Origin of the sequence: Mesorhizobium sp. M1C.F.Ca.ET.210.01.1.1 (genome assembly GCF_004791585.1) — a bacterium.
Taxonomy (GTDB): Bacteria; Pseudomonadota; Alphaproteobacteria; order Rhizobiales; family Rhizobiaceae; genus Mesorhizobium.
The window spans coordinates 47299-71740 of sequence record NZ_SRUU01000020.1 but is presented as its reverse complement, the minus strand read 5'-3'; the positions used below and the strand labels follow the sequence as shown (position 1 = coordinate 71740).

20 protein-coding genes and 3 pseudogenes are annotated in these 24442 nt (G+C 62.1%); 9 read left to right on the top strand and 14 right to left on the bottom strand.

Annotated features, from left to right (window positions below; genetic code table 11):
• Positions 1 to 3 precede the first annotated feature (3 nt).
• Positions 4 to 1533: an E2 ligase fold family C protein gene (locus EN853_RS21600; protein ID WP_126057776.1), complete on the top strand. Its 1530-nt coding sequence runs from the start codon at positions 4 to 6 to the stop codon at positions 1531 to 1533.
• A gap of 232 nt (positions 1534 to 1765) precedes the next feature.
• Here the strand turns inward: EN853_RS21600 and EN853_RS21595 are convergent.
• The 7 genes and pseudogenes from EN853_RS21595 to EN853_RS21565 form a co-directional block, all read right to left on the bottom strand.
• Positions 1766 to 4234 (bottom strand): annotated as a pseudogene (locus tag EN853_RS21595) (S8 family peptidase).
• Between the two features lie 17 nt (positions 4235 to 4251).
• The gene (locus tag EN853_RS21590; RefSeq protein ID WP_126057775.1) at positions 4252 to 5238 is read right to left on the bottom strand and encodes an ATP-binding protein; all 987 of its coding nucleotides are present in this window, start codon (positions 5236 to 5238) and stop codon (positions 4252 to 4254) included.
• A 355-nt stretch (positions 5239 to 5593) separates the two neighbouring features.
• Positions 5594 to 7564 carry a relaxase/mobilization nuclease RlxS gene (gene rlxS, locus EN853_RS21585; protein WP_024505648.1) on the bottom strand — a complete coding sequence of 657 codons (1971 nt, stop codon included), beginning with the start codon at positions 7562 to 7564 and terminating at the stop codon, positions 5594 to 5596.
• Positions 7565 to 7742: 178 nt separating this feature from the next.
• The gene (locus tag EN853_RS21580; protein ID WP_024505647.1) at positions 7743 to 8426 is read right to left on the bottom strand and encodes a lytic transglycosylase domain-containing protein; all 684 of its coding nucleotides are present in this window, start codon (positions 8424 to 8426) and stop codon (positions 7743 to 7745) included.
• Positions 8414 to 8866: a S26 family signal peptidase gene (locus EN853_RS21575; RefSeq protein ID WP_244514236.1), complete on the bottom strand. Its 453-nt coding sequence runs from the start codon at positions 8864 to 8866 to the stop codon at positions 8414 to 8416. The genes EN853_RS21580 and EN853_RS21575 overlap by 13 nt, the downstream gene beginning before the upstream one ends.
• Before the next feature lie 92 nt (positions 8867 to 8958).
• Positions 8959 to 9228, bottom strand: a complete 270-nt coding sequence (locus EN853_RS21570) for a helix-turn-helix domain-containing protein (RefSeq protein WP_024505645.1) — start codon at positions 9226 to 9228, stop codon at positions 8959 to 8961.
• A 181-nt stretch (positions 9229 to 9409) separates the two neighbouring features.
• Complete coding sequence (locus tag EN853_RS21565; protein WP_024505644.1) at positions 9410 to 9733, bottom strand: DUF736 domain-containing protein; 324 nt, start codon at positions 9731 to 9733, stop codon at positions 9410 to 9412.
• A 1010-nt stretch (positions 9734 to 10743) separates the two neighbouring features.
• On the opposite strand from EN853_RS21565, the gene EN853_RS21560 reads away from it, so the two are divergent.
• From EN853_RS21560 to groL, 3 genes and pseudogenes are all read left to right on the top strand, one after another.
• Positions 10744 to 11091: a hypothetical protein gene (locus EN853_RS21560; RefSeq protein WP_063169239.1), complete on the top strand. Its 348-nt coding sequence runs from the start codon at positions 10744 to 10746 to the stop codon at positions 11089 to 11091.
• A gap of 62 nt (positions 11092 to 11153) precedes the next feature.
• Positions 11154 to 11447 (top strand): annotated as a pseudogene (groES, locus tag EN853_RS21555) (co-chaperone GroES); the annotation flags it as partial.
• A gap of 65 nt (positions 11448 to 11512) precedes the next feature.
• Complete coding sequence (groL, locus tag EN853_RS21550) at positions 11513 to 13168, top strand: chaperonin GroEL (RefSeq protein WP_126057772.1); 1656 nt, start codon at positions 11513 to 11515, stop codon at positions 13166 to 13168.
• Between the two features lie 157 nt (positions 13169 to 13325).
• Here groL and EN853_RS21545 read toward each other — a convergent pair whose 3' ends face one another.
• Complete coding sequence (locus tag EN853_RS21545; protein ID WP_126059319.1) at positions 13326 to 14327, bottom strand: zincin-like metallopeptidase domain-containing protein; 1002 nt, start codon at positions 14325 to 14327, stop codon at positions 13326 to 13328.
• Between the two features lie 611 nt (positions 14328 to 14938).
• Here EN853_RS21545 and EN853_RS34680 point away from each other — a divergent pair.
• A complete protein-coding gene (locus EN853_RS34680) occupies positions 14939 to 15508 on the top strand; it encodes a hypothetical protein (RefSeq protein WP_245454735.1) in 570 nt (189 codons plus the stop codon).
• A 6-nt stretch (positions 15509 to 15514) separates the two neighbouring features.
• Here the strand turns inward: EN853_RS34680 and EN853_RS21535 are convergent, their stop codons facing one another.
• The gene (locus tag EN853_RS21535; protein WP_306462679.1) at positions 15515 to 16714 is read right to left on the bottom strand and encodes a cation:dicarboxylase symporter family transporter; all 1200 of its coding nucleotides are present in this window, start codon (positions 16712 to 16714) and stop codon (positions 15515 to 15517) included.
• 707 nt (positions 16715 to 17421) lie between these two features.
• Here EN853_RS21535 and EN853_RS21530 point away from each other — a divergent pair.
• Positions 17422 to 17811, top strand: coding sequence for a hypothetical protein (locus EN853_RS21530; protein WP_024505560.1), 390 nt, complete (start codon positions 17422 to 17424; stop codon positions 17809 to 17811).
• Positions 17812 to 18000: 189 nt separating this feature from the next.
• Here EN853_RS21530 and EN853_RS21525 read toward each other — a convergent pair whose 3' ends face one another.
• From EN853_RS21525 to panB, 5 genes and pseudogenes are all read right to left on the bottom strand, one after another.
• Positions 18001 to 18246: a hypothetical protein gene (locus EN853_RS21525; RefSeq protein WP_063169243.1), complete on the bottom strand. Its 246-nt coding sequence runs from the start codon at positions 18244 to 18246 to the stop codon at positions 18001 to 18003.
• A gap of 174 nt (positions 18247 to 18420) precedes the next feature.
• Positions 18421 to 18555 (bottom strand): hypothetical protein, encoded by a 135-nt coding sequence (locus EN853_RS35130; RefSeq protein ID WP_256754986.1) that lies wholly within the window; start codon positions 18553 to 18555, stop codon positions 18421 to 18423.
• Positions 18548 to 19018: a hypothetical protein gene (locus tag EN853_RS21520; RefSeq protein ID WP_245454734.1), complete on the bottom strand. Its 471-nt coding sequence runs from the start codon at positions 19016 to 19018 to the stop codon at positions 18548 to 18550. The genes EN853_RS35130 and EN853_RS21520 overlap by 8 nt, the downstream gene beginning before the upstream one ends.
• A gap of 638 nt (positions 19019 to 19656) precedes the next feature.
• Positions 19657 to 19899: pseudogene (locus EN853_RS21515) on the bottom strand (pantoate--beta-alanine ligase); the annotation flags it as partial.
• Positions 19896 to 20732, bottom strand: coding sequence for a 3-methyl-2-oxobutanoate hydroxymethyltransferase (panB, locus tag EN853_RS21510; protein ID WP_126063927.1), 837 nt, complete (start codon positions 20730 to 20732; stop codon positions 19896 to 19898). The pseudogene EN853_RS21515 and the gene panB, both read right to left, overlap by 4 nt.
• Before the next feature lie 171 nt (positions 20733 to 20903).
• Between panB and EN853_RS21505 the strand changes: the two genes are divergently transcribed.
• The 3 genes from EN853_RS21505 to EN853_RS21495 all read left to right on the top strand — a co-directional run bounded on the left by EN853_RS21505 (position 20904) and on the right by EN853_RS21495 (position 24441).
• A complete protein-coding gene (locus EN853_RS21505) occupies positions 20904 to 21866 on the top strand; it encodes a hypothetical protein (RefSeq protein ID WP_126063926.1) in 963 nt (320 codons plus the stop codon).
• Positions 21867 to 21928: 62 nt separating this feature from the next.
• Positions 21929 to 22903: a quinolinate synthase NadA gene (nadA, locus tag EN853_RS21500; RefSeq protein WP_126063925.1), complete on the top strand. Its 975-nt coding sequence runs from the start codon at positions 21929 to 21931 to the stop codon at positions 22901 to 22903.
• Entirely contained in the window at positions 22900 to 24441 is a 1542-nt protein-coding gene (locus tag EN853_RS21495) for an L-aspartate oxidase (protein ID WP_024505569.1), read from the top strand. The genes nadA and EN853_RS21495 overlap by 4 nt, the downstream gene beginning before the upstream one ends.
• The last annotated feature ends 1 nt before the right edge of the window (position 24442 follow it).

Sequence of the window (24442 nt, the reverse complement as noted above, 5' to 3'; positions counted from 1 at the left end):
ACAATGGCATTCGCTAACTTCATCGATCGTGCCGCCACGGCGGCATCTCAGGTCCTGGCCGATTTTCATCTGGGAGACTTCAAAGCAGCTCTTGAAAAGCAGGTCGTGGCAGTCGCCTTCGACCATCAGGCCGCTTCCTGCGCCGAAGGCCAGGCGACACTAGATCTTGCGGTGAGATTGCTCGCTAGGCTCTACCCGGTTCTGGCGATACTCCCGCTGGACAGCGCGGCGAGCTCTCAAGCCCAAGCGCTGGAGCGCTTGGCAAAGTCGATCAATCCAAAAGTCGGCATCCGGCGTTCCGGCAAGTCTGCCACCGTCTGCGTCGTTGCAGGGGTAACGCGCCCATCACTCCGGTGCCCGATCTTTTTCGTGGGATCGGACGGTTGGGCGGCAAAGCTGTCGCGTACGGACCCGGTGGGCTCTGGCCCAAGTCTGCTGCCTTTTGGAGCTGGCGCCGCCAGTTGCTTCGGCGCCGCCAACGTCTTTCGAACTATCTTCGCCGCCCAGTTGACCGGCGCCGAGTTGGACGAAACCATCGACCTCTCGCTATGCAGCTACGACAAGACCAAAGCCGGGGAGGCTGGCCCGATCGACTTCCCAGTCGACCTTGGCGAAACCCACCTCGTTGGGCTCGGTGCGATAGGCCATGGCTCGCTTTGGGCGCTAGCGAGACAACCCGATCTCAAGGGTCGTCTGCATGTAATCGATCACGAAGCGATCGAACTCTCAAACCTGCAGCGCTACGCATTGGCCGGCCAGGCGGAGATTGGTATGTCCAAGGCGGTTCTTGCAGCCACCGCCCTTAGATCGACTGGCCTTGAGGTCGAGGCGCACCCTCTGACGTGGGCAGAATATGTTGCGCGCCGGGGCAATTGGGTCTTAGACCAAGTGGGTGTGGCGCTTGACACCGCCGCCGACCGTCTGGCTGTCCAAGGTGCACTGCCGCGATGGATCGCAAACGCTTGGATGCAGGAGCACGATCTCGGTATCTCCCGGCATGGTTTCGATGACGGCCAGGCTTGCCTTTGTTGCATGTACCTGCCATCCGGAAAATCCAAGGACGAGCACCAGCTGATTGCCGAGGAACTCGGAATACCGGAAGCACACGAGCAGGTGAAAACGCTCCTGCAGACAAATGCCGGAGTTCCCAACGACTTTGTAGTTCGCGTGGCTACAGCGATGGCTGTGCCGTTTGAACCGCTAGCCCCGTTTGTCGGCCAGCCCCTGCGCTCCTTTTATCAGCAGGCTATCTGCGGCGGTCTGGTGTTCCAGCTTAGCGAAGGAAGTCGCCGCGTTCGAACTGTGGTTCCGATGGCCTTTCAGTCGGTGCTTGCCGGGATTATGCTTGCCGCGGATTTGGTCAAGCATAGTGCGGGGTTTCCCATGAGCCCGACGACGAGCACTCGGGTGAATCTTCTGCGCCCCCTTGGCTCTCACTTGCACGATCCGAAGGCCAAGGACTCCAGCGGCCGCTGCATCTGTAGCGACGACGATTTCATTGCCGCTTACAGGCGCAAATACGGAGCGCGTTGATCAGGTAAGCGATGTCTCGGCCGCCTAAGCAGACGCGCACCTCTCCGTAGACGCAGGGGGCGCGGCTTGTGGGCGTGACCATGGGCGCCATTATGACACGCTTGGCCCGCTCCTTTGCCGGCCTATCGTCCTCCGCGCATGATCCCGTGCCGACGTGATGATCCAGCACCAGCCGCCATGGCACCAGAGGCTGGTCAAACCTCCGTTGTTGGCCGGTTTGGACAGTGCTGCATCAGGTCTCGACCGACGTCTCGACAGTCAGGGCTGCTTCGACGGGTGTGAAGATGTCAACATCGACCCCAGGCGCCCGAATCGTCACAATCAGGGCGTACCGAGCCAGAGCGTCGACGCGTTCCAGGTAAGGCTTCTCCTTCCACCAGCCCCCGACCGGGAACACGCCGATCGCGTCACGCTCGGCGAGATCGGCGGCGCTGCCCGACCAGAAATCGGCGTGCAACGAGCCGCGATCGCGGAAGGTGCCGAGCAGCCACTCTTCTCCGCCTCCAGCAGGCGCCCCTTCCTCCTCGTCCCGAGCGGCCTGATTGATGCGGGCTCGGAATTCGTCGACTGTCTCGGTCGCTGACTTTACTCTGAACCGAAGACCATGGGACGCGTAACGATGCCGGCGGGTCCATCCGCGTTCACCGGGGTTGGGTTCGATGAAATAGGACAGCGTGACGCGGAGCTCGACCTGGGCAGCGCCGAGCGCCGCGAGCTGCTCCTTCGGCCAAGGCAGGCGATGCAGCTTCATGTCACGCGTTTTGGCAGCCGCGCCGCCCTCGCGCTGGAAAGGCTGAAGCTCATCTTCAACGATAAGCGTGAGGTCGTTCACCGTTGACAGAAGCGCGCGCCCAAGATCTGGCACGCCGTAACCATAGCGCCGCACGAGCGCCTGGATCTCGCCCTTCGCTCCGTTGCACGCATCGATGCGTGCGCGCATCGCCGGAGTCCATTCGGCCGAGTGGACGATCAGGGCGCGAACCGATTCAGGCCACAGCTCGGGGCGCGCTGATAGAATTAGTCCCGCCATCCGTGCGGCATGGGCCGTTGCCGCGCTCGTATCTCCGAGGGTGGTGAAGTGGCGCAGTTCGGGTCGACAGAAAGTGGTCAATATCTGCAGATCGTCGATCGGCTCGCCGGGCAACACACCGTCATGGGCGAGATTGCCGCCTTCGAAGACGACCTCGGGCTTCACCGGCCACTGCCTGTCCCAAACGACCGAAGTGCGACTGCGCGGCGAGAGCTCGCCGACCGGCGCGATCGGAGCGTAGCCCGAAAAGTCGGTGTCAATGATATCGACCTTTTCTGTGAAAGCGCCGACCGTCAGCGCATTCCAGGCCTGAGAAGGATCATCGACTGCTTCCAGATCGTTGCGCGTCAAATGCTCGGCCGGCATGAGGTCATCGCCGATGTTGCCGGCAGAGAGAACGATCAAGCGTCGCTGTTCCTCTTCGAAACAGAGTTGGTCGATAGCGGCAGACCACGATGTGGGCCTTCCACGCGCCGGACTGGCGCTTGTCACAGCCATTGCGATCGCGCGGCGGCGCTCCGGCGCCTGCACCTCGGCGCGGGCGATCGCTTCCGCGGTGATCGCGCCATAGAGTTCTGGATCGTTTGCCTCGTCTTCTGGCGGAAGGATACGAACACTCTCCAGCCGAAAGGGCAATGGAACTGGATCGCCTCCGACCAGGAGCGGGACCAGATCACCGTACAGGCCGACACCTGCCATTCGCGTCCCGTGGCCGCTCCACGCAGGTGTGTCGTCGCTGCCCCATGCCGGTTTGACGGTGTGCCAGTCTTAAACGGCAAGTGCGGGTTCGATCAACGGGTGGGTGCGACGCACGCCGCTGTCGAGAATGCAGACCGCAATATCGGATTGAGGCGGTCTGACGCGCCCGAGAAGCTCGTCGCTCCAGTCCCTTTGCTCCGCGCCGCCAAGGCCCAGGAAGAAGGACGGCGTATCCTTCGCGCGCCGCAGCTCGGCGACGACATCGCTGTGCGCAATCATGCGGTCGAGCATTGCCGTGCTGGCGAGGGCCAGCATGACCACCCGCTCCGGAAACCTAACCGCATGCGTGCGCAAAGTGATGTTCAGGGCTTCGGCAATGTGCTCGAAGTTCTCGCGGCGACCGTCGCGCAGCCAGACTTCCCACCACACCTGCTCGTCAGCGGCCTGGGGGAAGAGGTCGTCGTGGTCGGTAAACAACGATCGTGCAGTCGCCAGCCTGACTGTCTCCATGCGGGAGACGAGCGGCTCGTTGCGCGGTCTGCCGCGGTCAGTATCAACGTCTCGATACGCCTCGACTTTCCGCAAATAATAGGCTTGCGCGCTTTGCGGCAGGAACACCGACGCTGTGATGGGAGCACCGGGTTGAGTTGGCTCATGGACGGCGACCAGCTCCATGTGCTGGCGACGATCGGCCAACTGGTCGAGGGCCGCCCGTCCGGACATGGGCAGATCGATCGCGAGGTAAAAGCCAGGCGTGCCGACCGACAGCTGGGGGTCACGCGCCGCAATCTGCTGGCGTGCACTTTCGACCGCTTGTTCGATGGATTGCGTCAAGGCCGCAGCATGCGACGCCCGATCACGCGCCGGCAGCGGCGGTGCATGTATAAGTTGGTTGGGCCGCCGATAGGCTTCCCGAATGCCGTTGTTGCGAAGGTGGATATGGGCGCGGTCGCGCGGAAAATCGTCTGCCATTATGATCTGTGCTGTCGCTACTCAAACAGCGACGCCTGCCGGCGTTCCTTCAGAGCGTCGATGAGCGCTTCCGAGGTGATCCGCTTCCCCCCCCGCAATATGATGGTTTTTGCAGCGTCGTCGGCCGCGCGCGTGATCTCGGCCTGCGACAGTCTCTCTGCCTGAGAGATCGCCTCGTTCCAGGCAAGCCCTCTGGTGTCGAAGCGGTCGAGTCGAGCCCGAAGCAGCGCCTCTATAATCGGCCGATCGGGCACGGCGTATTCGATGACATCGTCGAAACGGCGGAACAAAGCTCTGTCGAGCAGCTCGGGATGATTTGTTGCCGCAATAATCAGGCTGTGGCTGTCGTCTTGCTCGAGAAACTGCAGAAACGAATTCAGCACGCGCCGAATCTCGCCAACATCCTGGCGTTCGCCTCGACGCGCGCCGATGGCATCGAATTCGTCAAAGAAGTAGACGCCCCGCGTCGCCTGCATTGCATCAAAAACAAGCCGCAGCTTTCCGGCAGTCTCTCCCATGAACTTGGTGATCAAACCATCGAGGACGATCGTGAAAAGGGGCAGATGAAGCTCCCCGGCCAATGCCGATGCGGTCATCGTCTTGCCTGATCCTGGCGGGCCGACCAGAAGCAGTTTGCGACGGGGAACAAGCCCGTGCTCGCGCAAGCTTGCTTGTTGGCGCTGCTCTCCCAGCACGCGGTGCAGGCGCGAGCGCAGACTGTCCGGCAAAATCATGTCGGTCAGTCGCAGGTCCGGATAGCGCACATGCAGGAGCCCTGCGAGCTCGCCCTTTGGCTGAAAAAGGGGAACCGGCCGACTGCTCTTGACAATCCGGGCGTCCCTGCTCTTGGCTGCGTCGACCAGATCCTTGAGCTCCTGAGCAAGCTTACCATGGCCTTGACGTGCCTCATGCGCAGCAAGCTGCATCGCGATAGAGAGGAAACGATCCTCGTCGCCGGCAATGTGGCTTTTAAGCAGCGTCACGATATGGCGGGCCGTGGTCATGGCTCTCTTCTGGGGTATCCGTTTACTTGGCGAAGCGCATGCAACCTAAACGCTTTCAACGGCGATTTGTATCGCGCAATGGTGTTTTTTCTCTTGTCGATGTTCGCCCGTGGCAACTTCAGCGGTGAACTGTTGCGCCGCGGTCATAGGCCAGCCGGAATAACGCCGGCCAGCAGACAACAGTCCGCATCTTCGAGCGCTCGAAGTCTGGCCACTCACGCAGCGTGTCGGGTCCGAACGCTCCAAAGCCGCCCCGCCTGGCAGGTCCATGCGACCGATTGCGGGCGTGCGGCCATAAGGTCTACGCGGGCTCGCATGGCTGCCCGCGCCGCTGGCTAAAAAGCTGTACACCATCTCACGAAACACCAGGTCCGCTCCTTTGCCGGCCGACGGTCCATGAAATCCCCTCCCCACTTACGACACCGGAGACCTCCTTGCCCACATGGCGCTCAAGCACCGGCCGCCATGGCACCAGCGTGAACTCGCGCGACTTTTCAACGACGGCATATTTTCCGCTGGCAAGCTCGACGGAGCGGCGGAGCGTACCCTCTACTCGTCCTCCGGATCGCGCTTCGGCATAGGGCAGGCCAAGTTCCTCCGACAGTTGGCCAGCAACACGGTTCAGTTCTCGCTGGCGCAGGATCGAAAGCATGTTGGCTCGATAGACGATCCCATCCTGTTCTTTATGCGCGAGGCCTTGCGCGATCAGCCACTGCCGCCGGCGAGCTTGCGCCTCTCTCACGTCGCGGCCGAAGCCGGATCCGTGCAAAGGCTCGGGTCTATCGGCAACCAGCTCCCGGTCGAGCCAGGTGGCGCCGTTGAAGCTGACCTGTCGCTCCAGCGCCATTGAGGAGAGCTTGTCGGCAACGACAGGCTCGGCCCTGGCCCGCTGGCCCTCATAATTCGCGACGCGATCGAGATGGTCCGGCGCGATGAGCCAGGTGCCGTTCGGCTCTCGCTCGACGCCGCCGGTCGCGCGGCGGATCGCCTCCAGCCGCCGCACATGCGTTCGCGCAAAGCTCTCGGTGGCGGATGGGTCATGCTTCAGGTGCATATCGACGTCGTAACGGCCGCCATGCGCGGCGGCGATTTCGGCGATGGTACGATCGACCTGCCTCGGCTCGGTGTTCCTTGGCGCGACACGCACGATGCAGCCATTAGGCATCGTTTCCATCGCCTCGCCTCTACCGATGTTGATCCAATGGCTCTTACCGTCGACGGCGTCGACGATCATGTAATGGCGGTCATTGATCTCGTCGGCCAGTCCACGCGCGACAACGCGACCGACGAGAGACTGGACGGGCTCGCCGGATCGATCGTGGATCACCCAGTCGGCGGCCCTGCGGGCAAGCCCCTTGCCGGTCAGTTCGCGGTGCATGGTCTTGATGATGTCGCCGCGTTCGCCGGTGCGGCGCAGCGTGGCTTCGAGCTCATCGTCGAGGCGCCAGGAGCCAGCGCCGACCTCCGCGGCCAGACCCATCCGCTCGAGCTTGCGCAGCCGTCCCTGGTGCAGCGTCTGGCGAATGGCGTCGGGACCGCCCGGCGAGACCAGGCCGTCATCATCACGCATGCTGAGCAGCCGACGGTCGATGCTGGTGAAGCGTTCCTGCTCCATTTCCCGGCGCAGGCGAAGCTCAATCTCGCGGTCGGTTCGCGGACCGAGATCGAGGCTGACCAGCTCGGCCGCCCGCTCGCGGATGCCAGATGAGATATATTCGCGCGCGATGACCAGGTTCTCGCCACGGTCGTCCCTGCCACGGACGATGATGTGGCTGTGCGGGTGGCCGGTGTTGAAATGATCGACCGCGACCCAGTCGAGCTTCGTGCCGAGGTCTTCCTGCATCTGCGCCATGAGCCGCCGCGTCAGCGCCTTGAGGTCGTCGTACTCGATGCCGTCTTCGGCAGCGACGATGAAGCGGAACTGATGGCGGTCGCCGTCCGCGCGATCGATGAACGCCTTGCCGTCGACGCGGCCGCTGTCGGCGCCGTAGAGCTCGCCAGGTTCACCTTCGCGGGTGACCCCGTCGCGCTGAAGATAGCGTAGATGGGCACGCGCCCCGTCCGCGCCCTTGCCGGCGAGCTTGACGACCCGCGCCTTGACGATCACCCGGCGCTGGCGGAAGGCGGCATACCGGTCGCGCGATTTCAGCAGTGCGGCGGCCGCCCCGCCGCGCCCTGTCCGGCTTCCTGTGAAGCGACCACCGCGTTGCGGCCGGCCGCCAGCCCGGTTGATCGCCGCACGAACCTGGCCGGCATAGCGTTTGCCGGCCTTCGAGCCGCGCGACCCGATTTTGCCGAGCTTCGGCCTGAACTCGTCATCCTTAATGCGAGCCTCCCAGACATATCAAGCAAAATCAGACACTTACACGTCAAACCCTCTTGGCACCGGCGGCAGCCTCCCGGAAAAACGATGTGCAGACAAAGATTTAACCGCCTCCTGGAGGCGGTACCTTTATCTTGCCTTCCGCGCCCAGCCCCGCCAGACGCGCCCCCGTCCGCCATGGCTAACGCACCGGCTCCTTCGGCTGCGCGCCGTCCTTGCCGAGCGGCACGAAGAGATCGCCGTTTCGCACGCCTGAGTGAACACCGTCATGAATGAAGAACAGCGACCGTCCGAGAGGAGCGATTTGCGCCTTTGGAGCGACAGATTGGCTTTCGAACGCCTCGATGTCGGCCGCCGAAACTCCGGCCGCCTTGAGTTGGTCGAGGTACTCGACGGTCTCTTCTGGCAGCGGTTTGCCACGCTTCAAATGCTCGTCGTAGCGCTCGGGACCGGCATTGTAGGCGCCAAACAGGCCAGGAAATCCGAAGCGGTCATACATGGCACTGAGATAGGCCGTGCCGGCCAGGATATTGTCGCGCGGATCGTGGGGGTTAGGCCCAAGGCCGTGTTCGACCCGCATCTCTTCATAGGTGCCGGGCATCACCTGCATGAGGCCCATGGCGCCAGCGGGGGAGGTGATGGGGCGGCCGCCGCGCATTGTCTTGCCGCCGCTTTCGGCAGCCATGACGGCATAGATCCAGGCTTGGGGAATATGGAAGCGCCGGCTTGCTTCCGATACCAACGTCTGCCACTTTCGCAGCTGCGGACTTTGGGAGATGGCGACCGGCTCAGCGCCGGTCGAGGCGGAACAGGCGCATGGCGCAATGGCGATCATGCCCAACAAGAGGAGGGTCACTCGGTCCATAGTGGTACGAGCCTCCCGATGACATTTTGAGTGGGAACAGGCCCGAAATAGCGGCTGTCGAAGGAGCGGTTTTTGTCGCTGCCGAGCAGGAAAACCTCGTTATCCCCGAGCGCTCGGCAGCCGTTCCACCATGGCAAAGGTCGGCCTTCGGCGTCGATTTTGAGCCGGCGCGCGACGATGTCGCCGCCGATGATGATGGCGTCATTGAAGGCGCAGACATTATCGTCCGGCAGCGCTGCAAGACGTTTTGCCAGCGGCACATTGCGAGGCAGATAGCTGCGCTCGGCGGCGAGATACGCCGCGTATTCAGGCGGGCGCACGAGCACGAGATCGCCACGCGCCAGCGCTCCCGCAGCGATGCGGTAAAGGCCGATCGGCGCGCTGGCCGAGGCGTTCCAGACCAGCCAAGGGGCGGGCTTTCCCAGCGCCGTGAAGCCCAAAAGACCGAGACCGGCCGCGGCCAAGGCGACCGTCTTACGGGCTCGAACACGCCTCAGGCGGCTGCCGATCAGATGGATGGAAGGGCGCCGCCTCATGAACGGCCTCCCGTGCCGCCCTGGCCGGAACCGGCCTTGCCATCGCCGGCGATGGAGTGCTGCGGGTGTCCTTTCGACCAATGGTCGAGTTCGTCGATGTGATAGCGGACATAGCGGCCGTGCTTGCGGAATTTCGGGCCGCCGCCCTTGAGCCGCATCTTTTCGAGCGTGCGCTGGGAGAGCCCGATATAGAAGGCGGCTTGGGCTGTGCTGAGAAACGGGCTGCCCTTTTTCGCGCGGGCCGCGCGTTCGTTTTCGTCGTCCATGATGATCCTCGTTTCGCTTCGGACAAGCGAGGGCGAGGATGGGCGAGGGAGATCGTCTCGGGGACGGGCGAAGAGTCGGGGGAGAGTTTTCGCCGCCCTTTAGGGCGGACGGGGTTTGGGTGGAACTCCTGGGAATGAGCCCCGCGCCGGGGCTGCGGCGCGAGGCTCTTATCTCGGCCGGTCAGTCGGCCGGGTTCCAGATGATGGCGTAGGTGTCGTGATCGTCCTGGCCGGCGGCTCGGCCGAGATTGGCGTAGAGCTTGCGCGGTCCGAACTCCGGCGCTGCAATCGACAGGCTCACATAATCCTTGCCGGAAGTCTCGCCGGTGCGGATCCAGCCAGCGCCGACTTCGACCCCTTGCGTAAGCACCCGGAAGTCGGGATGGTTATCGGCGCTCTTGGCCTGGTTGGGGACGATATCGATGTCGGCGCGGACGCTGAGCGTCTTGAACTGGCCCTTGTAGGCGCCGTTTTCCTGCTTGTTGACGTAACCGATCGCGGTCATTTCGAAGTCTCCTTTTGTGGTTTCGCCGGGGACCATCCCCTGCGATGGCGCACCGTAATGGGCGCGTCAGGACCGCCTGAATCCGACAGGGCCGCAGCGACAGTGAAGGACCCGAGCGGGCAGCTTTTTTGTGAGCGAAGCGGCGCGAGGAAGCCGCCGCAGGCGGCGGGGAAAAAAGCTGATGGCGCGAGGGTTTCGGGCGGCCGGACCCGCCCATAGGTCGACAAGCCAGCCGCAGGGATGGTCCTTGGAGAGAGCATGGAGACCGCTCGCCAAGTGCGGTCTGTCAGCCAAGCAGGACGCCGGGATGAAACGGCCTGCAAAGATGCTGCGCCCTTATGCCGGATCGAGATCGTGCCAGCGGGTCGGGCGCCAGAGCAGACATCCGGCATGGTGCGATCTATGAAAGCAGGGCTCGCCAGCGGGAATTTGATACGCGAGGGGGCCAAAGTAAGGCTGGATGAGAAGCCGGTGCTACCTGCAGGTCCAGTGTCATGTGGCGGCGCTCGGGAAACCGCTACGCAATGTAACGCGCTCTTATGAGGCGAACAGACCGGCCCCAAAACCGATCGACCGGTGGTCGGCGCGAAACGCGTCATGCCTGTCCGAAAGCTGACAGTGGCAGAAGACGCATGTCGGGTTCCGCACAATTGACCATGCTGGATTTGTGAGGTTTTCAGGGAGAGCCATGCGTTCACTTCCCAGTGAGCTTTGGCACGGCATTTGCTCTTGATGTGGCAACACGGATCGAAGGTTGACTGCATGCACAAGCGCGAGATGAGCAATGCTCTCCTTTCCTGGAGGCTTGGCAGCAGATTCGATTTGACGTTGCGAGGAGCTTCAGCCGCTCGCGGCGGAAGTGATCTCAAATCTGAAGGCACCGTTGGGGCCGCAGCCATCAAACACATCTTTCTCTTTTTCGCAGCTCGTCTTCAACGCGATGCGGACTTCTTCGCGTCGACGGCGGCCGAAGGTGGAGAAGGGGCTCGACTTGCAAAAAGGAGTTGTCAATGACGTCTTACGTTCGCACCAACAGCCCGGCGCAGGTGCGCTCACTGTCCACCTTTGGCAAGCATCTGCAAAGGAGCGTGCTGACGGCGACGCTGCTTGCCGCGGCTTCGACGGGAAGTGAAGCGCAGCCCTATGTTCGTGCTGACGGCAGCACGACTGACGACTTGGAAGCGGCGCGAGCAAGTTGGCGTCATGACGCCGAATTCAATGGAAATGTGGGGCTCGCAGCCATCAACGCGGATGCCGCGTATGCGTTGGGTTCCACCGGGGAGGGGGCCAGAGCTCCTCGCCTGCCCTCGTCCGTCTTGACGAGTGCCCGCTTACAGCCTACCTCACTATCGCGTTAGCACTCGTCCATCGCGAGTGCTAACAAAAACCCCTCAACAGCGCACCAGGGAAAAATCCGAAAATGGCAAAGTCGAAGTTCCGCCCGCTGCATGACCGCGTGGTCGTTCGCCGGGTCGAATCCGAATCCAAGACCGCTGGCGGGATCATCATCCCCGACACGGCAAAGGAAAAGCCGCAGGAAGGCGAGATCATCGCTGTCGGCTTCGGCGCTCGTGACGAAGCTGGCAAGCTGGTCCCGCTGGACGTCAAGGCCGGCGACCGCATCCTGTTCAGCAAGTGGTCGGGCACGGAAGTCAAGCTCAATGGCGAAGACCTTCTGATCATGAAGGAATCCGACATCATGGGCATCATCGGCTCATATCAGGCCCTTTCGTCAACTGAATTCCCGGGCTCGATTGAAGCCCCTGCCAGGAGCTAAAAATGGCTGCCAAAGACGTAAAATTCTCCCGCGATGCCCGCGAGCGCATGCTGCGCGGTGTCAACATCCTCGCTGACGCGGTGAAGGTCACGCTCGGCCCCAAGGGCCGCAACGTGGTCATCGACAAGTCGTTCGGCGCCCCGCGCATCACCAAGGACGGCGTCACCGTCGCCAAGGAAATCGAGCTTGAGGACAAGTTCGAAAACATGGGCGCGCAGATGGTCCGCGAAGTTGCTTCGAAGACCAACGACATCGCTGGCGACGGCACCACGACCGCGACCGTTCTGGCGCAGTCGATCGTCCAGGAAGGCCACAAGGCCGTTGCCGCCGGCATGAACCCGATGGACCTGAAGCGCGGCATCGACCTCGCGGTAACCGACGTCGTTGCGACCCTGATCAAGAACGCCAAGAAGATCAAGACCTCCGAAGAGGTTGCCCAGGTCGGCACCATCGCCGGCAACGGCGATGCTTCGGTCGGCAAGATGATCGCCGAAGCGATGCAGAAGGTCGGCAACGAAGGCGTCATCACGGTTGAGGAAGCCAAGACCGCCGAGACCGAACTCGAAGTCGTCGAAGGCATGCAGTTCGACCGCGGCTACCTCTCGCCCTACTTCGTCACCAACGCCGACAAGATGGTTGCCGAGCTCGAGGACGTCTACATCCTCCTGCACGAGAAGAAGCTGTCCAACCTCCAGGCCATGCTGCCGGTTCTCGAAGCCGTCGTGCAGACCTCGAAGCCGCTGCTCATCATCTCGGAAGACGTCGAAGGCGAGGCTCTGGCCACGCTGGTCGTCAACAAGCTGCGTGGCGGCCTGAAGATCGCCGCCGTCAAGGCGCCGGGCTTCGGTGATCGCCGCAAGGCCATGCTGGAAGACATCGCCATCCTCACCGGTGGCCAGGTCATCTCGGAAGACCTCGGCATCAAGCTCGAGAACGTCGGCCTCAACATGCTCGGCCGCGCCAAGAAGGTGTCGATCTCCAAGGAGAACACCACCATCGTCGACGGCGCCGGCAAGAAGGCCGAGATCCAGGGCCGCGTCGCCCAGATCAAGCAGCAGATCGAAGAGACCACTTCGGACTACGACAAGGAGAAGCTGCAGGAACGTCTGGCGAAGCTCGCCGGCGGCGTTGCGGTGATCCGCGTCGGCGGTGCGACGGAAGTCGAAGTCAAGGAAAAGAAGGACCGCGTCGATGACGCCCTCAACGCGACCCGCGCGGCCGTCGAAGAAGGCATCGTTGCTGGTGGTGGCGTCGCGCTGCTGCGCGCTTCGGCCAACATCAAGGCCACCGGCGTCAATGCCGACCAGGCCGCCGGCATCAACATCGTGCGTCGTGCGCTTCAGGCTCCGGCCCGCCAGATCGCGGCCAACGCCGGTGCGGAAGCATCGATCGTTGCCGGCAAGATCCTTGAGAACAAGGGCGCGACCTTCGGCTACAACGCCCAGACCGGCGAGTATGGCGACATGATCGCCATGGGTATCGTCGATCCGGTCAAGGTTGTCCGTACGGCTCTTCAGGACGCGGCCTCGGTCGCCGGCCTGCTGGTCACCACCGAAGCCATGATCGCGGAGGCTCCGAAGAAGGAGTCGGCTGGCGGCGGCATGCCTGGCGGCATGGGCGGCGGCGGCATGGGCGGCATGGGCGGCATGGATTTCTAATCCAGCTCTGGCAGCTTTCGCAACGAGAGGGCGGCATCAATGCCGCCCTCTTTTTTTGCGAACCTCGGTCCGATGAACGATCGACGCCAACGCCGGCCATCGGCGTTAGGGCAACCTCAAAAGAACTGTCGAGTTGGTTGCGCGCGGCTTTGCGTCATCAGAGGCGCAAGGCGGTCGCGTGTGAGGATTGCGCGCTCCCATAGGCGGTTTCGGCATGTGCCTCGCCTTCGACATCGACATTGCGGCCAAGCAGGAAATCGGCGGCTTTCGAGGCATGGCTTGCGGCGCGGAAGATGGCGCGGTTGTCCTCGCGCAAAACCGTCAGCCATGAGCCGATGTAGTCGGCATGGCGCACGCTCGGCTCGATGCCGAGACTGCTGCAGATGAAGGCTGATGCGATTTCGGCGACCAGTTCCTCGCGCGCATAGGTGTTGGACCCGAAGGAGCCGGACAGGTCGCGCGCGAGTCGCCTCGGGTGGCCGGTCCAGTGTCCAAGCTCGTGAAAGCAGGTCCGGTAATAGTCGATCTGGTGGAAGAAAGCCGGCTGCGGCGGCACCTGTATGGTGTCGCTGCCGGGCATGTAGAAGGCGCGCTCGCCGCCGATGCGAAAATCAGCGCCGGTTGCATGAATGAGCGCCTCGGCCTGCGGGACCATCTCGCGCTCAGGCAGAGGCTCGCCGGCGGCGTAAAGATGTTCGGGCAGATTATCGCACTGCGCGACATCGAAGACGGTGAAGCGCTTCAGGAAGGGCACCGCCTGCGGTTCGTCGCCATCGGTGTCGGCGCGTTGCTTTTCGTTCTTGGGAACAAAGCGGTCAGCGTGAACGATGGTGGTGCCGTGCTCGCCCTTCCTGACATTGCCGCCAAGCGAAAGCGCCTGCCGGAAGGTGAGCCAGTTCTGGCTGGGGAAACCGCGCTCGATGACCGCGCCCCACAGGATCAGGATATTGATGCCGGAATATCGGCGCTGGGTGGCCGCATTCCGCGGCAGGCCGAGGCCTGTCCTTGCCCTGCCCCACGGCTTGACCCATGGCACGGTGCCGCGCTCCAGTTCGGCAATGATGCGGTCGGTGATTTCCTGATAAAGGCTGGCGCCGGTGCGCCCGCCACTGTCTGCGCCAGCCTGTCGGCTGCCGCAACGTTTGTTGTTTGCACGCATCGTGATGTCCTCCGCTCTACAATCGCGCGCCCTCCCCGGAAGCGGGGTGGGCGGCAAAAGCGACCGGAAAGGCCCGCCGTCGGAGGCGGACTGCATCAGCAGGACCGGAACGGAGTGGAGGACCCGAAAGCGACAAGCGAAGGGTTGCGGGACGCCGCGGCGGGCCTAGAAGGGAGTGCTGCCCACCCTGCGCCAGGGGGAAGGCCACAATAGAAAGACGCCGGCCGACAGGCCGGCGACCGTCAGCAGCCGAAGGCTGCCCCGCGCCAGGGGGCGATGCCGCAGGGCCAAGACCGCCTGAGCTTGCCGAAGAAAAGCGGGCTCGGTTCACGAGCACCCGGCCAGCGACTTCAGGCGCGGGCGCTCAGGATTGTTGTTGGCGCCCACGGCAGCTGGATGACCGCAACAAGATTACGAGGAGCGACAGCAAAGCCAGCTGCCACAAACGGCACGCTCCGGCAACAACAGCGTGGCCGGTCTACAGATGCTGCCCCGCACGAGAGCCAGCACGCTTTGAGCGCGCATCGGCGATGCAAGCGTTGCAAGCTGGCCATGTCCACAAGGTCGGCGACCACTATATCGCCGACCACCAACGCGGGCGTACCGTCTAAGTGCAGACCTTTCGCGAGTGCGCGGACCGCGCATTTCATCTGCGATGGCCGGATCTTGCATTCCCGCTTGAGCTGCTCAACGTCAAGGCCTACACGCGCTGCGATCTTGAGAGTGACCCTTCAACTGGGGGAAATCATAAGGGCGCGGTGGAATTCGTCGAACTTTCCCTGTTTTCTCGAGGCGAGTGCGGCGAAGGCTGGGAATTGGGAATCCGGTCCCAGGACCGGGAACTGTTTGATCACAAGCTTCAGATTGGGTTCATGCTTGAAGGCTTTTTGGTAGTTGATATCAGCCAGTCTGCAATGCGGACAGTTGTGGTAGTCATTGAATATGACCAGAACGGCATCGCCTTGCGGGTTGCCGGCGATTGGCGAAGGAGATCGTTGTCGAATGCGCCGCTCCACTTTTGCCTGTCGGTCGACCACGCCTGCCGGTGCAGGTTCGCGCTATATTGGCTCGCCAGCAAGGCGAGGAGTAAAAGAAGAGCTGCGACAGTGATGGCAGTCGGCTTAGACATGAGTCTCCAATCCATGGACGGCGTGGCAGCAACGGCCGCCTTTTTGGTGTAAAATGGGTCAGTTTTGATCGTGCCCCGCAGTTGCTACAGGCGCACAGGTGCCGGTGCGATCTGGCGGTTTCTCAAATACGGCTTTGCGCCATCGGGTCCACCCCAATAGCTGAGCGTCGTTCGCACGGGGAATTGTGTTCACCACGCCGGGCGACTTGACCGTCCACCGCCGGAGCGCTGAACGGTCCGCTAGTGAGGCGCTCCCCGAATCGTCGTTTATCCCGCTCGCCCCGGACCGGGTGACAGCCAGCGTTGCCGCTACGCTGCGGAGAAAAACCGTCAGCGCGTGGCATTCGGACATAAGCTGATCGACGCCAAGAATAAGCCCCACGGAGGTGACCGGTGCGGCCGGAACAAGAAAGAGCGTTGCAGCCATTGTGACGAGGCCTGCACCGGTAATGCGGGTTGTTCCGTTCGAAGGGAACAATGCGACAAACAGCATGAGGATCCGGCAGCCGATCGGGAGATCAGTTTTCGTCGCTTGGGCGATGAAAAGGGCGGCGAGCATCATATTCGTGCCGTCCAGATTGAATGGAATGAGACCCACGACCGAATGCGTGGCGCCGGCCCTTTCCATCTTCTCCATGAGCGAGGCCAGCGCGGCCTCTGAGGAGGACATTGCGAGCAGCAGCTCGTCCTTGATGTATCGGACGAGAGAGAAGAGCGAGCGGCCGTTGTAGCGGCAGACCGCGCCGAACAGGACCGAGAGGAACAAGACTTGCAGGATGTCGCCTTCCGCGAAGGCATTGGCAATCGTTGACGGGATGATGTTCATCAGGAAGCTGGTCACGGACTGCTCGTGAGCCGTGGCCACATAGCCCTTAACGGCTTGGACATCGAGCGAGGCCGGATCGATGTTGAGGCCGGCGCCAGGCTGAACGATATTCGCGACAATCAGCCCGACAACAAAAGCGAGCGTCGAAAAGGTGAGAAAATAGACCATCGCCTTGGCGGCAACTCGGCCGACCTTCTGCAGATCGCTCATGCCGGCAATGCCGGTCGCCATTGTCAGGAAGATGACAGGTACGGTGATTATCTTGACGACATCGACGAAGGCATCGCCGAGCGGCTTCAGGCTGTGGCCGGTCTCCAAATGGAAATAGCCGATTGCGGCACCCAGGATTATGGCGGCAAGTACCTGCACGTAGGTCCGGGCAAAATGGCGCTTGCGGGGCGCTGCGATCGCGCGGGGAACTCTTGGAACCAACACCGTCTCTCTCCTTGACCGGATCGGGGTGGGGCTCCTCCCTCTCCCATGCAGTGCTCCGGTCGAACGCTGCGCCCACTTCGGCGCAAACGATGTGCCAAATAGCAAAGAGGGGAAAACGCGCAGGACCTCACGCAATGCTTGCGATTCGCTCTCCCACACTCGTGCAGTGGTTGCCTGTCGCAACTATGGAAGGGTCGATTCTTGGGAACTCCAAAGGCCGCTCTTTGCGTCGAGCAGCTTGGCTGCCTGGAAGGTTCCCTCTTTGCCTTGCGGTCTGCGAGCTGAGTCCAGATCGTCATCATTTGGCTGCGCGCCGCACGGGGCTCGAAAGATTCAATCGAGGACGGGTCCTCTTGGAAAACGGGGGCAGCGTTGGTCAAGCCCTTCCACCCTGCTGTCCCAATGGTGTTCAGAAGCTCAGTTCACGATCAAGCGATGGATCAGCGTCATCTGGCGTTTGCGCCATCGCGGCGGCGTTGCAACGGGTCTGCCAAAGATGAGAAGGCCGCGAGGCAGGGTCCGAGACCTAGACTCCAACCTCATAGCGCGCTCGGCTCGCGTTCGGAAGGTTCGAACCGCAGCACGATCAGGTGGCGACACCGTTGGTCGGAACCGGAACCCGACGAATGATCGTTCGTGACCGACATCTGTGAACAAGCAGTATGTGTCATTGCAATCACCACCCGTTGCGCGGAAATGCCCATATGGCCGTGAATGAACTGGATTTGGTGATTTTCCAGATGGCGGTGGAAAGCGTCCGCTTGCTCTCTTCAAGCTTTGATGAGAAGGCGGCTGAGATAGCCACGAGGAGCCGTGGTAGCCTTCTTTTTGACGTGCGGGTGGACGGTGACCTGGAGGTCCAGCGAGTCGCAGCCATTGGATATCCAGGCGACAAGATCGGTGTGGTGGCATTGGACCGAGAGGGCCTTGTTAGCTGTTGTTGCCTAGTCAATGGCACCTTCTCACCTTTCATTGCACCGTTGGAGAACTGGACCAGCATGCCCCTTTCGATGCAGGCCCAGATCGATGTCACAGGCTATGCGAGGCTCCTTCTGGCCGCCTTGCGAAATGCTGGACATATGCTGGACAGGTAGCATCGCGATGATGTCTGTGATGAGATGGTGCAAACGGCTGGATGAGGCGATCGCTTGCTGGCAGCTTTGGCAACAAAGCGATCGGTGAGTTCGCAATGCTGGAACACGTCCTTTAGACTCTGCAGTTAAGTTAGCGGACTACCATCTGACGAATGCCCTCTGACAGTCTGCATGGCGCGGCATGCCCTCTTAGGAATGCAGCCGTGGTTCTACACCATCGGCTGTTTTTGTGTCGAAGGCGACGGGCACGCCATGAACGAAGGAAGCGGCCGCCAACAGTTCCTCCAACTCGCGGTCGGTGGCCTTGCATGCCGGCATTAGTGTTCGGATGGCGCGGATCGCCTGCGCCATGGAGAGAAAGCGGACCCTTCCCCTGGAAAGGACATAGGCTTCTGCGGCTTTTTCGACGGTGACGGTGTGAAACGAATTGGTCATGACGAATTCCTCCCTGAACCCTGACCAACCCGACTTATGGCACGAATTCGACCGCCTTCAAGCCTATGTCCGATTGCGGACAATAGCTGCGATTCGTTCAAAACCGCTGATGCTTTTGGGCGACCTGGTGAGGGGCAAGGAGACGTCGGCTGAACCCGTTTCAACCGACATGCTTCAGGCAGCGGCCAGGCCGAAATAACGCTGCTCCTCCTTGTCATAAGCGCCATGTGTGAGCTTTATCAATCCGGCACGGTCGATGATCGTGATCTCGCCGCGCTTGGCGTGCACCAGTCCTCGATACTCAAGCATTTGCAGGGCCGTGGTGACCCCGGGCGGTGGGCGCGAGCATGGTCGCCAGAAATTCATGCGTCGGGAGGATCTTATCTCCTTCCGCACGGTCGTGGACCATCAGCTGCCAGCGGGCCAGCCGTTCTTCGATCTTGGAGTGGCCATTGACCAGTGCCGTCCGGCATGATTGGACGAGGAACGCGTGGGCATAATCCAGCACTGAGGTGCGAAGCGACGGGCTAATCGCAGGGCGAAGGTTTTCAACCGGCAGGCGCCAGGTAGTGCTTTCCTTTCCGAGAATGACGGCAATTCCTTTCATCCCGTCATAGCCGACAATGCCGACTTCACCTTGCCGCCCGCCGGTCATGGTGGCGACCACCGACGCGATGCCCCTCTCGGGAAAATATACGTTCTTGATCGGCTGATGCGCGACCTCCAACTGGTCCTTGATGCCCGGTTCGACGTGATGCAGCGATGGTCGCAAAAGCGCGAAGTCCTGCGGGGTGAGGGCTTCAGCACCTGGTCGCGAAAGAGGGATCGGGCAAGGCTCTCTTCCAACGGGGCAAGAGCGCGTACGTCTTACTGTCGGCTGCACCGAAGTAAATGCCGGCCGATGCCAAAGCATAGGCTTCGAAACGCGCGATTGCAAAGCCCTGTCGGGGCAGTGCAGTCATGCTAGAAGTCGCGCCGCCTACGATAGGCAGCGGATGACATGATTCCCTTCTGCGGCGGCCACCAAGAACGGCTCGGGCACGCTTTAATCGTTCATACACAAGCTCGCAGGAATGTAAGCAGCGGAACAATCGGGTGATTCGTACCGCCCTGCCCTTTCAGAGATCAAGTCATTGGACGTCAATTCGGCTGGAACGCCTCGTCGAACGGCCCAGGAAAATGCAGCCGGATGAGCAATGGTGGTTCACCTTATGTGCGGTCCCGGATATGCGGTCCGGCGGCTCATCTCCCAATAGCTTGTCGATGGGGAAGTGGAACTCGTCATGTCGCCGCGAACCGTCACCGCGCTAGCGGGGCTCTTTTGAAGACGCCGGTGTTTTTCTTTGTGGAACTGAATCTGTGAGGTGATTGATGCATGAATCAAACATTTGCGTATTTCCGCTGCATCGGCGCATCGTCGCTTTCCGTCCGAGGGTAGGCAATCAGGTCGGCGGGGCTGTTGAACTGCTTGGGGTTTACGAACAGCGTCACGATCACCCGCTCGGCCCTTTCGAGCGCCTTCCGCACGAGGCTCAGATGCCCGTCGTGCAAGGCTCCCATGGTCGGCACAATACCGATCGTGGCACCCGAGCGACGCCATTGCGCAACGACGCCGCGCAGCTCGCTCACGGTTCGAGCGATCGGCACGCTCATGTGAAGTCACCGGCCTTCAAGGCGTTGACATAGAGATGTTCGACCGCCGGAAAGTGCCGGTTCCGCACATCGGTGGCGTAAGCGGCGATTGCCGCCTCAGCCTGCTCACCGAGCTCGGCATAGCGTTTGACGAACTTCGGCCGAAATGAGGTGAAGAGCCCGAGCATATCGTGGCTCACCAGAATCTGGCCGTCGCAAGCTGGCGAGGCACCGATGCCGATTGTGGGTATGTCGATATCGGCGGTTATCTGCCGTGCAAGCTGCTCCGGTATCTTTTCCAGCACCAAGGAGAAGGCGCCCGCTTCGGTTACCGCCCTGGCGTCGCGCCTGATCCGCTCTGCATCGGCTCCCCGGCCCTGCACACGATAGCCTCCAAACGTGTTTACCGCCTGCGGCGTCAGGCCCACATGGGCCATGACAGGTACGCCGCGCGCGGTAAGGAAGCGGATGGTTTCCGAGATGGTCTCGCCGCCCTCGATCTTTACCGCTGAACAACCGGTCTCACCCATCACGCGCGCAGCGTTGCCGAAAGCGTGCTCTGGGCTTTCCTCGTAGGAACCGAAGGGCAGGTCGACGACCATCAGCGCGTGTTCAAGGCCGCGGCGAACGGCCTGTCCGTGCATGATCATCATGTCGAGCGTGACCCCCAGCGTCGACGACAGGCCGTGCAGCACCATGCCGACGCTGTCGCCGACAAGAACGATGTCGCAGTGGCGATCGAGCAGCCTCGCGACCGGCGTGGTGTAGGCCGTCAAGCATACAAGTGGCGTCTGGCCTTTTCGCGATCGAATATCTGGAGGAGTCATCCCTTTTATCTCACCAGCCGCGCTCAACCGAGGCCCCTTCCCTTACGTTACCAACAGCGGGTGTCGCGTTTGGCATATTTTTGTGCGACTGCGAAGAGCTAAAAACAGCGCTTGAGTACTCTGGTGTTGACGTGCTGGCTTCCAAGGTTACATTCAATCGATTAAGGCGCTCCGTTGGGCCAACCCGCTTTCGCAAACATGGATCCTCAGACAAGAAGAACCAAGAAAGGCAAAGCCGCCGTCAAAGCTGACGAAGCCAAAGTGGACCTGACTGCCGTCGTGGTCGCCGTAAACGACAGTGAGCCCTGTGTCCTCACAGTCGGTCATGCGGACACCCTCCCTTCTGGACCTTTTGCCCTTGAGCATCGATCACTGCAGTCGGGTTTGAGGGGGTGGGTGGAGCAGCAGACCGGCCATGCACTTGGATACATCGAGCAACTCTACACCTTCGCCGATCGCGATCGCATCGGCACTGAGCGCCACCAGCGCGTCATCTCAATCAGCTATCTCGCATTGACCAGGAAGGAACAGGCAACGAACTCGGCCGCGTGCGGCTGGCAAAGTTGGTACGAATATTTTCCCTGGGAGGACCACCGCTTCGGCACGCCGCCTGTGCTGCTCGATAGATTGCGGCCCCGCCTGATTGAGTGGGCCGGCGGCGCCAGCGAGCCGACCACTCAACGCGAGCGCCGGCAGCGCGCTGCGATAGCCTTCGGCTTCGACGACCGCCATTGGAACGAGGAACTCACGCTCCAACGCTACGAGTTGCTCTATGAAGCTGGTCTGATTGAGGAGGCCGGTGGCGGCAGGGACGCGATTGCGGCCGCGGCTGGCAAACCAATGGTCGCTGACCACCGTCGTATTCTGGCAACCGGGATCGCGCGGCTGCGTTCGAAGATCAAATACCGGCCGGTCGTGTTCGAGCTTATGCGGCCTTCCTTCACGCTGCTGCAACTGCAGCGAACCGTGGAAGCTTTGGCTGGCAGGCTGATCAACAAGCCGAACTTCCGGAGATTGGTCGAGCAGCAGGAACTTGTTGAGGAGACCGGGGAGACCTCCCTCGACACGGGCGGCCGACCGGCGAAGCTTTATCGCTTCCGGCATGCCGTCCTCGACGACAGGGCTATCGCCGGGACAAAATTACCGCTGGCGCGGGCTTGACATACTTATAGTCAAGGTAGATATATTCCCTTATTGTCAAACCGAATATAATCGAGGCGCCAATGACTGGGGCGTTACCTATGGCTGCGTCCCTGTATGAGCGTGTCCGGCGGGTGATCCCACCCGTTGAATGGCTCGCGTTCGCCGGCGATATTGAAGCCATCTTAGCGCTGAAGCGTGAGCGCAATGCGGTGGTGCTGGCGCACAATTACCAGACGCCCGAAATTTTTCATTGCGTGGCAGACATCGTCGGCGACAGCCTGGCGTTGGCCCACAAGGCGGTGACGGTCGACGCCGACATCATCGTGGTTGCCGGCGTTCATTTCATGGCCGAGACGGCAAAACTGCTCAATCCGAACAAGACCGTGCTCATCCCGGATCTCCGCGCCGGCTGCTCGCTGGCCGAATCGATCACGGCAAACGACGTGCGGCTAATGCGGCTGCGGTATCCGGGGGTCCCCGTTGTTACTTACGTCAACACTTCCGCCGCCGTAAAAGCGGAGTCCGACATCTGCTGCACGTCCGGCAACGCCAAGGCGGTGGTGGAATCGCTTGGCGTGGCGCGTGTGCTGATGCTCCCGGACGAATATCTGGCGAGGAACGTGGCAGCCGATACAGACGTCGAGATCATCGCCTGGAAAGGCCATTGCGAGGTGCATGAGCGCTTCACCGCAGCAGACATCCGGGAACTGCGCGATGCCCATCCAGGCGTCATCGTGCTGGCCCATCCAGAATGCCCACCAGACGTTGTCGCGGAGGCGGAGTTCTCCGGCTCGACCGCGGCGATGTCGGATTATGTCGAGCGTGAGAAACCGACGCGTGTCGTCCTTCTGACCGAATGTTCGATGAGCGACAACGTCGCGGTCGCGCATCCCGACGTCGAGTTCGTTCGCCCATGCAATCTGTGCCCGCACATGAAGCGCATCAACCTGGCCAACATTCGCGCCGCACTCGAGCAGAACCGGCATGAGGTCCGGATTGATCCCGAAATTGCCGGCCCCGCCCGCCGCGCGGTCGAGCGCATGCTTTCCCTATGAGTCTGGAGGTTCGCGACATCGCCGGGGCGCCGGTCGTCATCGGCGGCGGCATTGCCGGCCTGATGACGGCGCTTCATCTGGCGCCGGAACCGGTCGTGCTTTTGACCAACGCGCCGCTTGGAACCGGAGCCTGCAGTGAACTTGCCCAGGGCGGTCTTGCGGCAAGTCTCGGGGGCGACGACGGCCCAGATTTTCACCTTTGCGACACGATAGCTGCCGGCGACGGACTCTGCGATGAGGCCACGGTGCGGCGAGTGGTACGAGCTGCACCCGAAGCGATTAGGACGATCCAAAGGTTCGGCGTCGACTTCGACCAGCACCCTGACCGCGCGTTGCGACTTGGGCTCGAGGCGGCACACTCGCGACGGCGAATTGTGCATGCAGCCGGCGACGCCACCGGTCGCGAGTTGGTGCGCGCGCTCGTCGCCGCGGTTCGGCGTACAGCCTCGATCACCATTATCGAAAATGTGGAGGTCCGCCGGCTGGTCGTGCAGGACGGGTCGGTCATCGCCGTGGTCGCAGCAGGACGAGCCGGCGCGCTCGCTCTGCCCACGCGTCGCGCGGTGCTGGCGACCGGCGGCGTCGGCGGGCTGTTTTGCGACACGACAAACCCCGCTGGCTCATGGGGTCACGGGCTGGCGCTCGCCGCATGGGCGGGGGCGGAACTCGCCGACTTGGAATTCATACAGTTCCATCCAACTGCGCTCGACGGTCCGCGCCGGCCGATGCCGCTGGTGAGCGAAGCCGTGCGTGGCGAAGGCGCGGTGCTCATCGATGAGCGAGGAGAGCGCTTCCTCGCCGACACACCTGGCGGTGAACTTGCGCCTCGCGACGTCGTAGCGCGCGCCATTTGGCACCAGCTTGCCGTTGGACGCCGCGTATTCCTGGACGCACGGCAAAGTCTCGGCCCGAGATTTGGCAAGCGTTTTCCAGGCATCGCCGAATTGTGCCGGAGCGCAGGAATCGACCCCGCGACCGACCTGATCCCGGTGCGCCCGGCGGCACATTATCACATGGGCGGCGTCGCCGTAGACAGCGCCGGCCGCAGCTCCATCGAGGGATTGTGGGCCTGCGGTGAGGTGGCCTGTACCGGCCTGCACGGCGCCAACCGCCTGGCCAGCAACTCGCTCACCGAAGCGGCGGTCACCGCGAGCTGGGTTGCCGAAAGCGTTGCCGGCACGTCGTATACCCGGCGACCGCGCAGATGCTCCACATTCGTCCCTCCACGACCAGACGCTTCCGTGGTCCGCCCGATTGTCTCCGCCGCCCTGGGTATCATCCGCGACGGCGAGGCAATGCGCGAAGCGGTGGCGACCCTGCTGCCGATCGCAGCCAATAGTGTCGCTGCCTCTGGTCCGGCTTTGGTCTCACTGATGATCGCCGCGGCGGCCCTGAGGCGGGAAGAGAGTCGAGGCGCGCACTGTCGGTCCGATTTCCCGCTCCACGATGCCAACGTGCGCCCATCACGGCTGACACTGCACAGCGCAATGCGGGCCGCGGCCGCACTCGATTGCCGGGCTACCATACGGAGCACTTGAT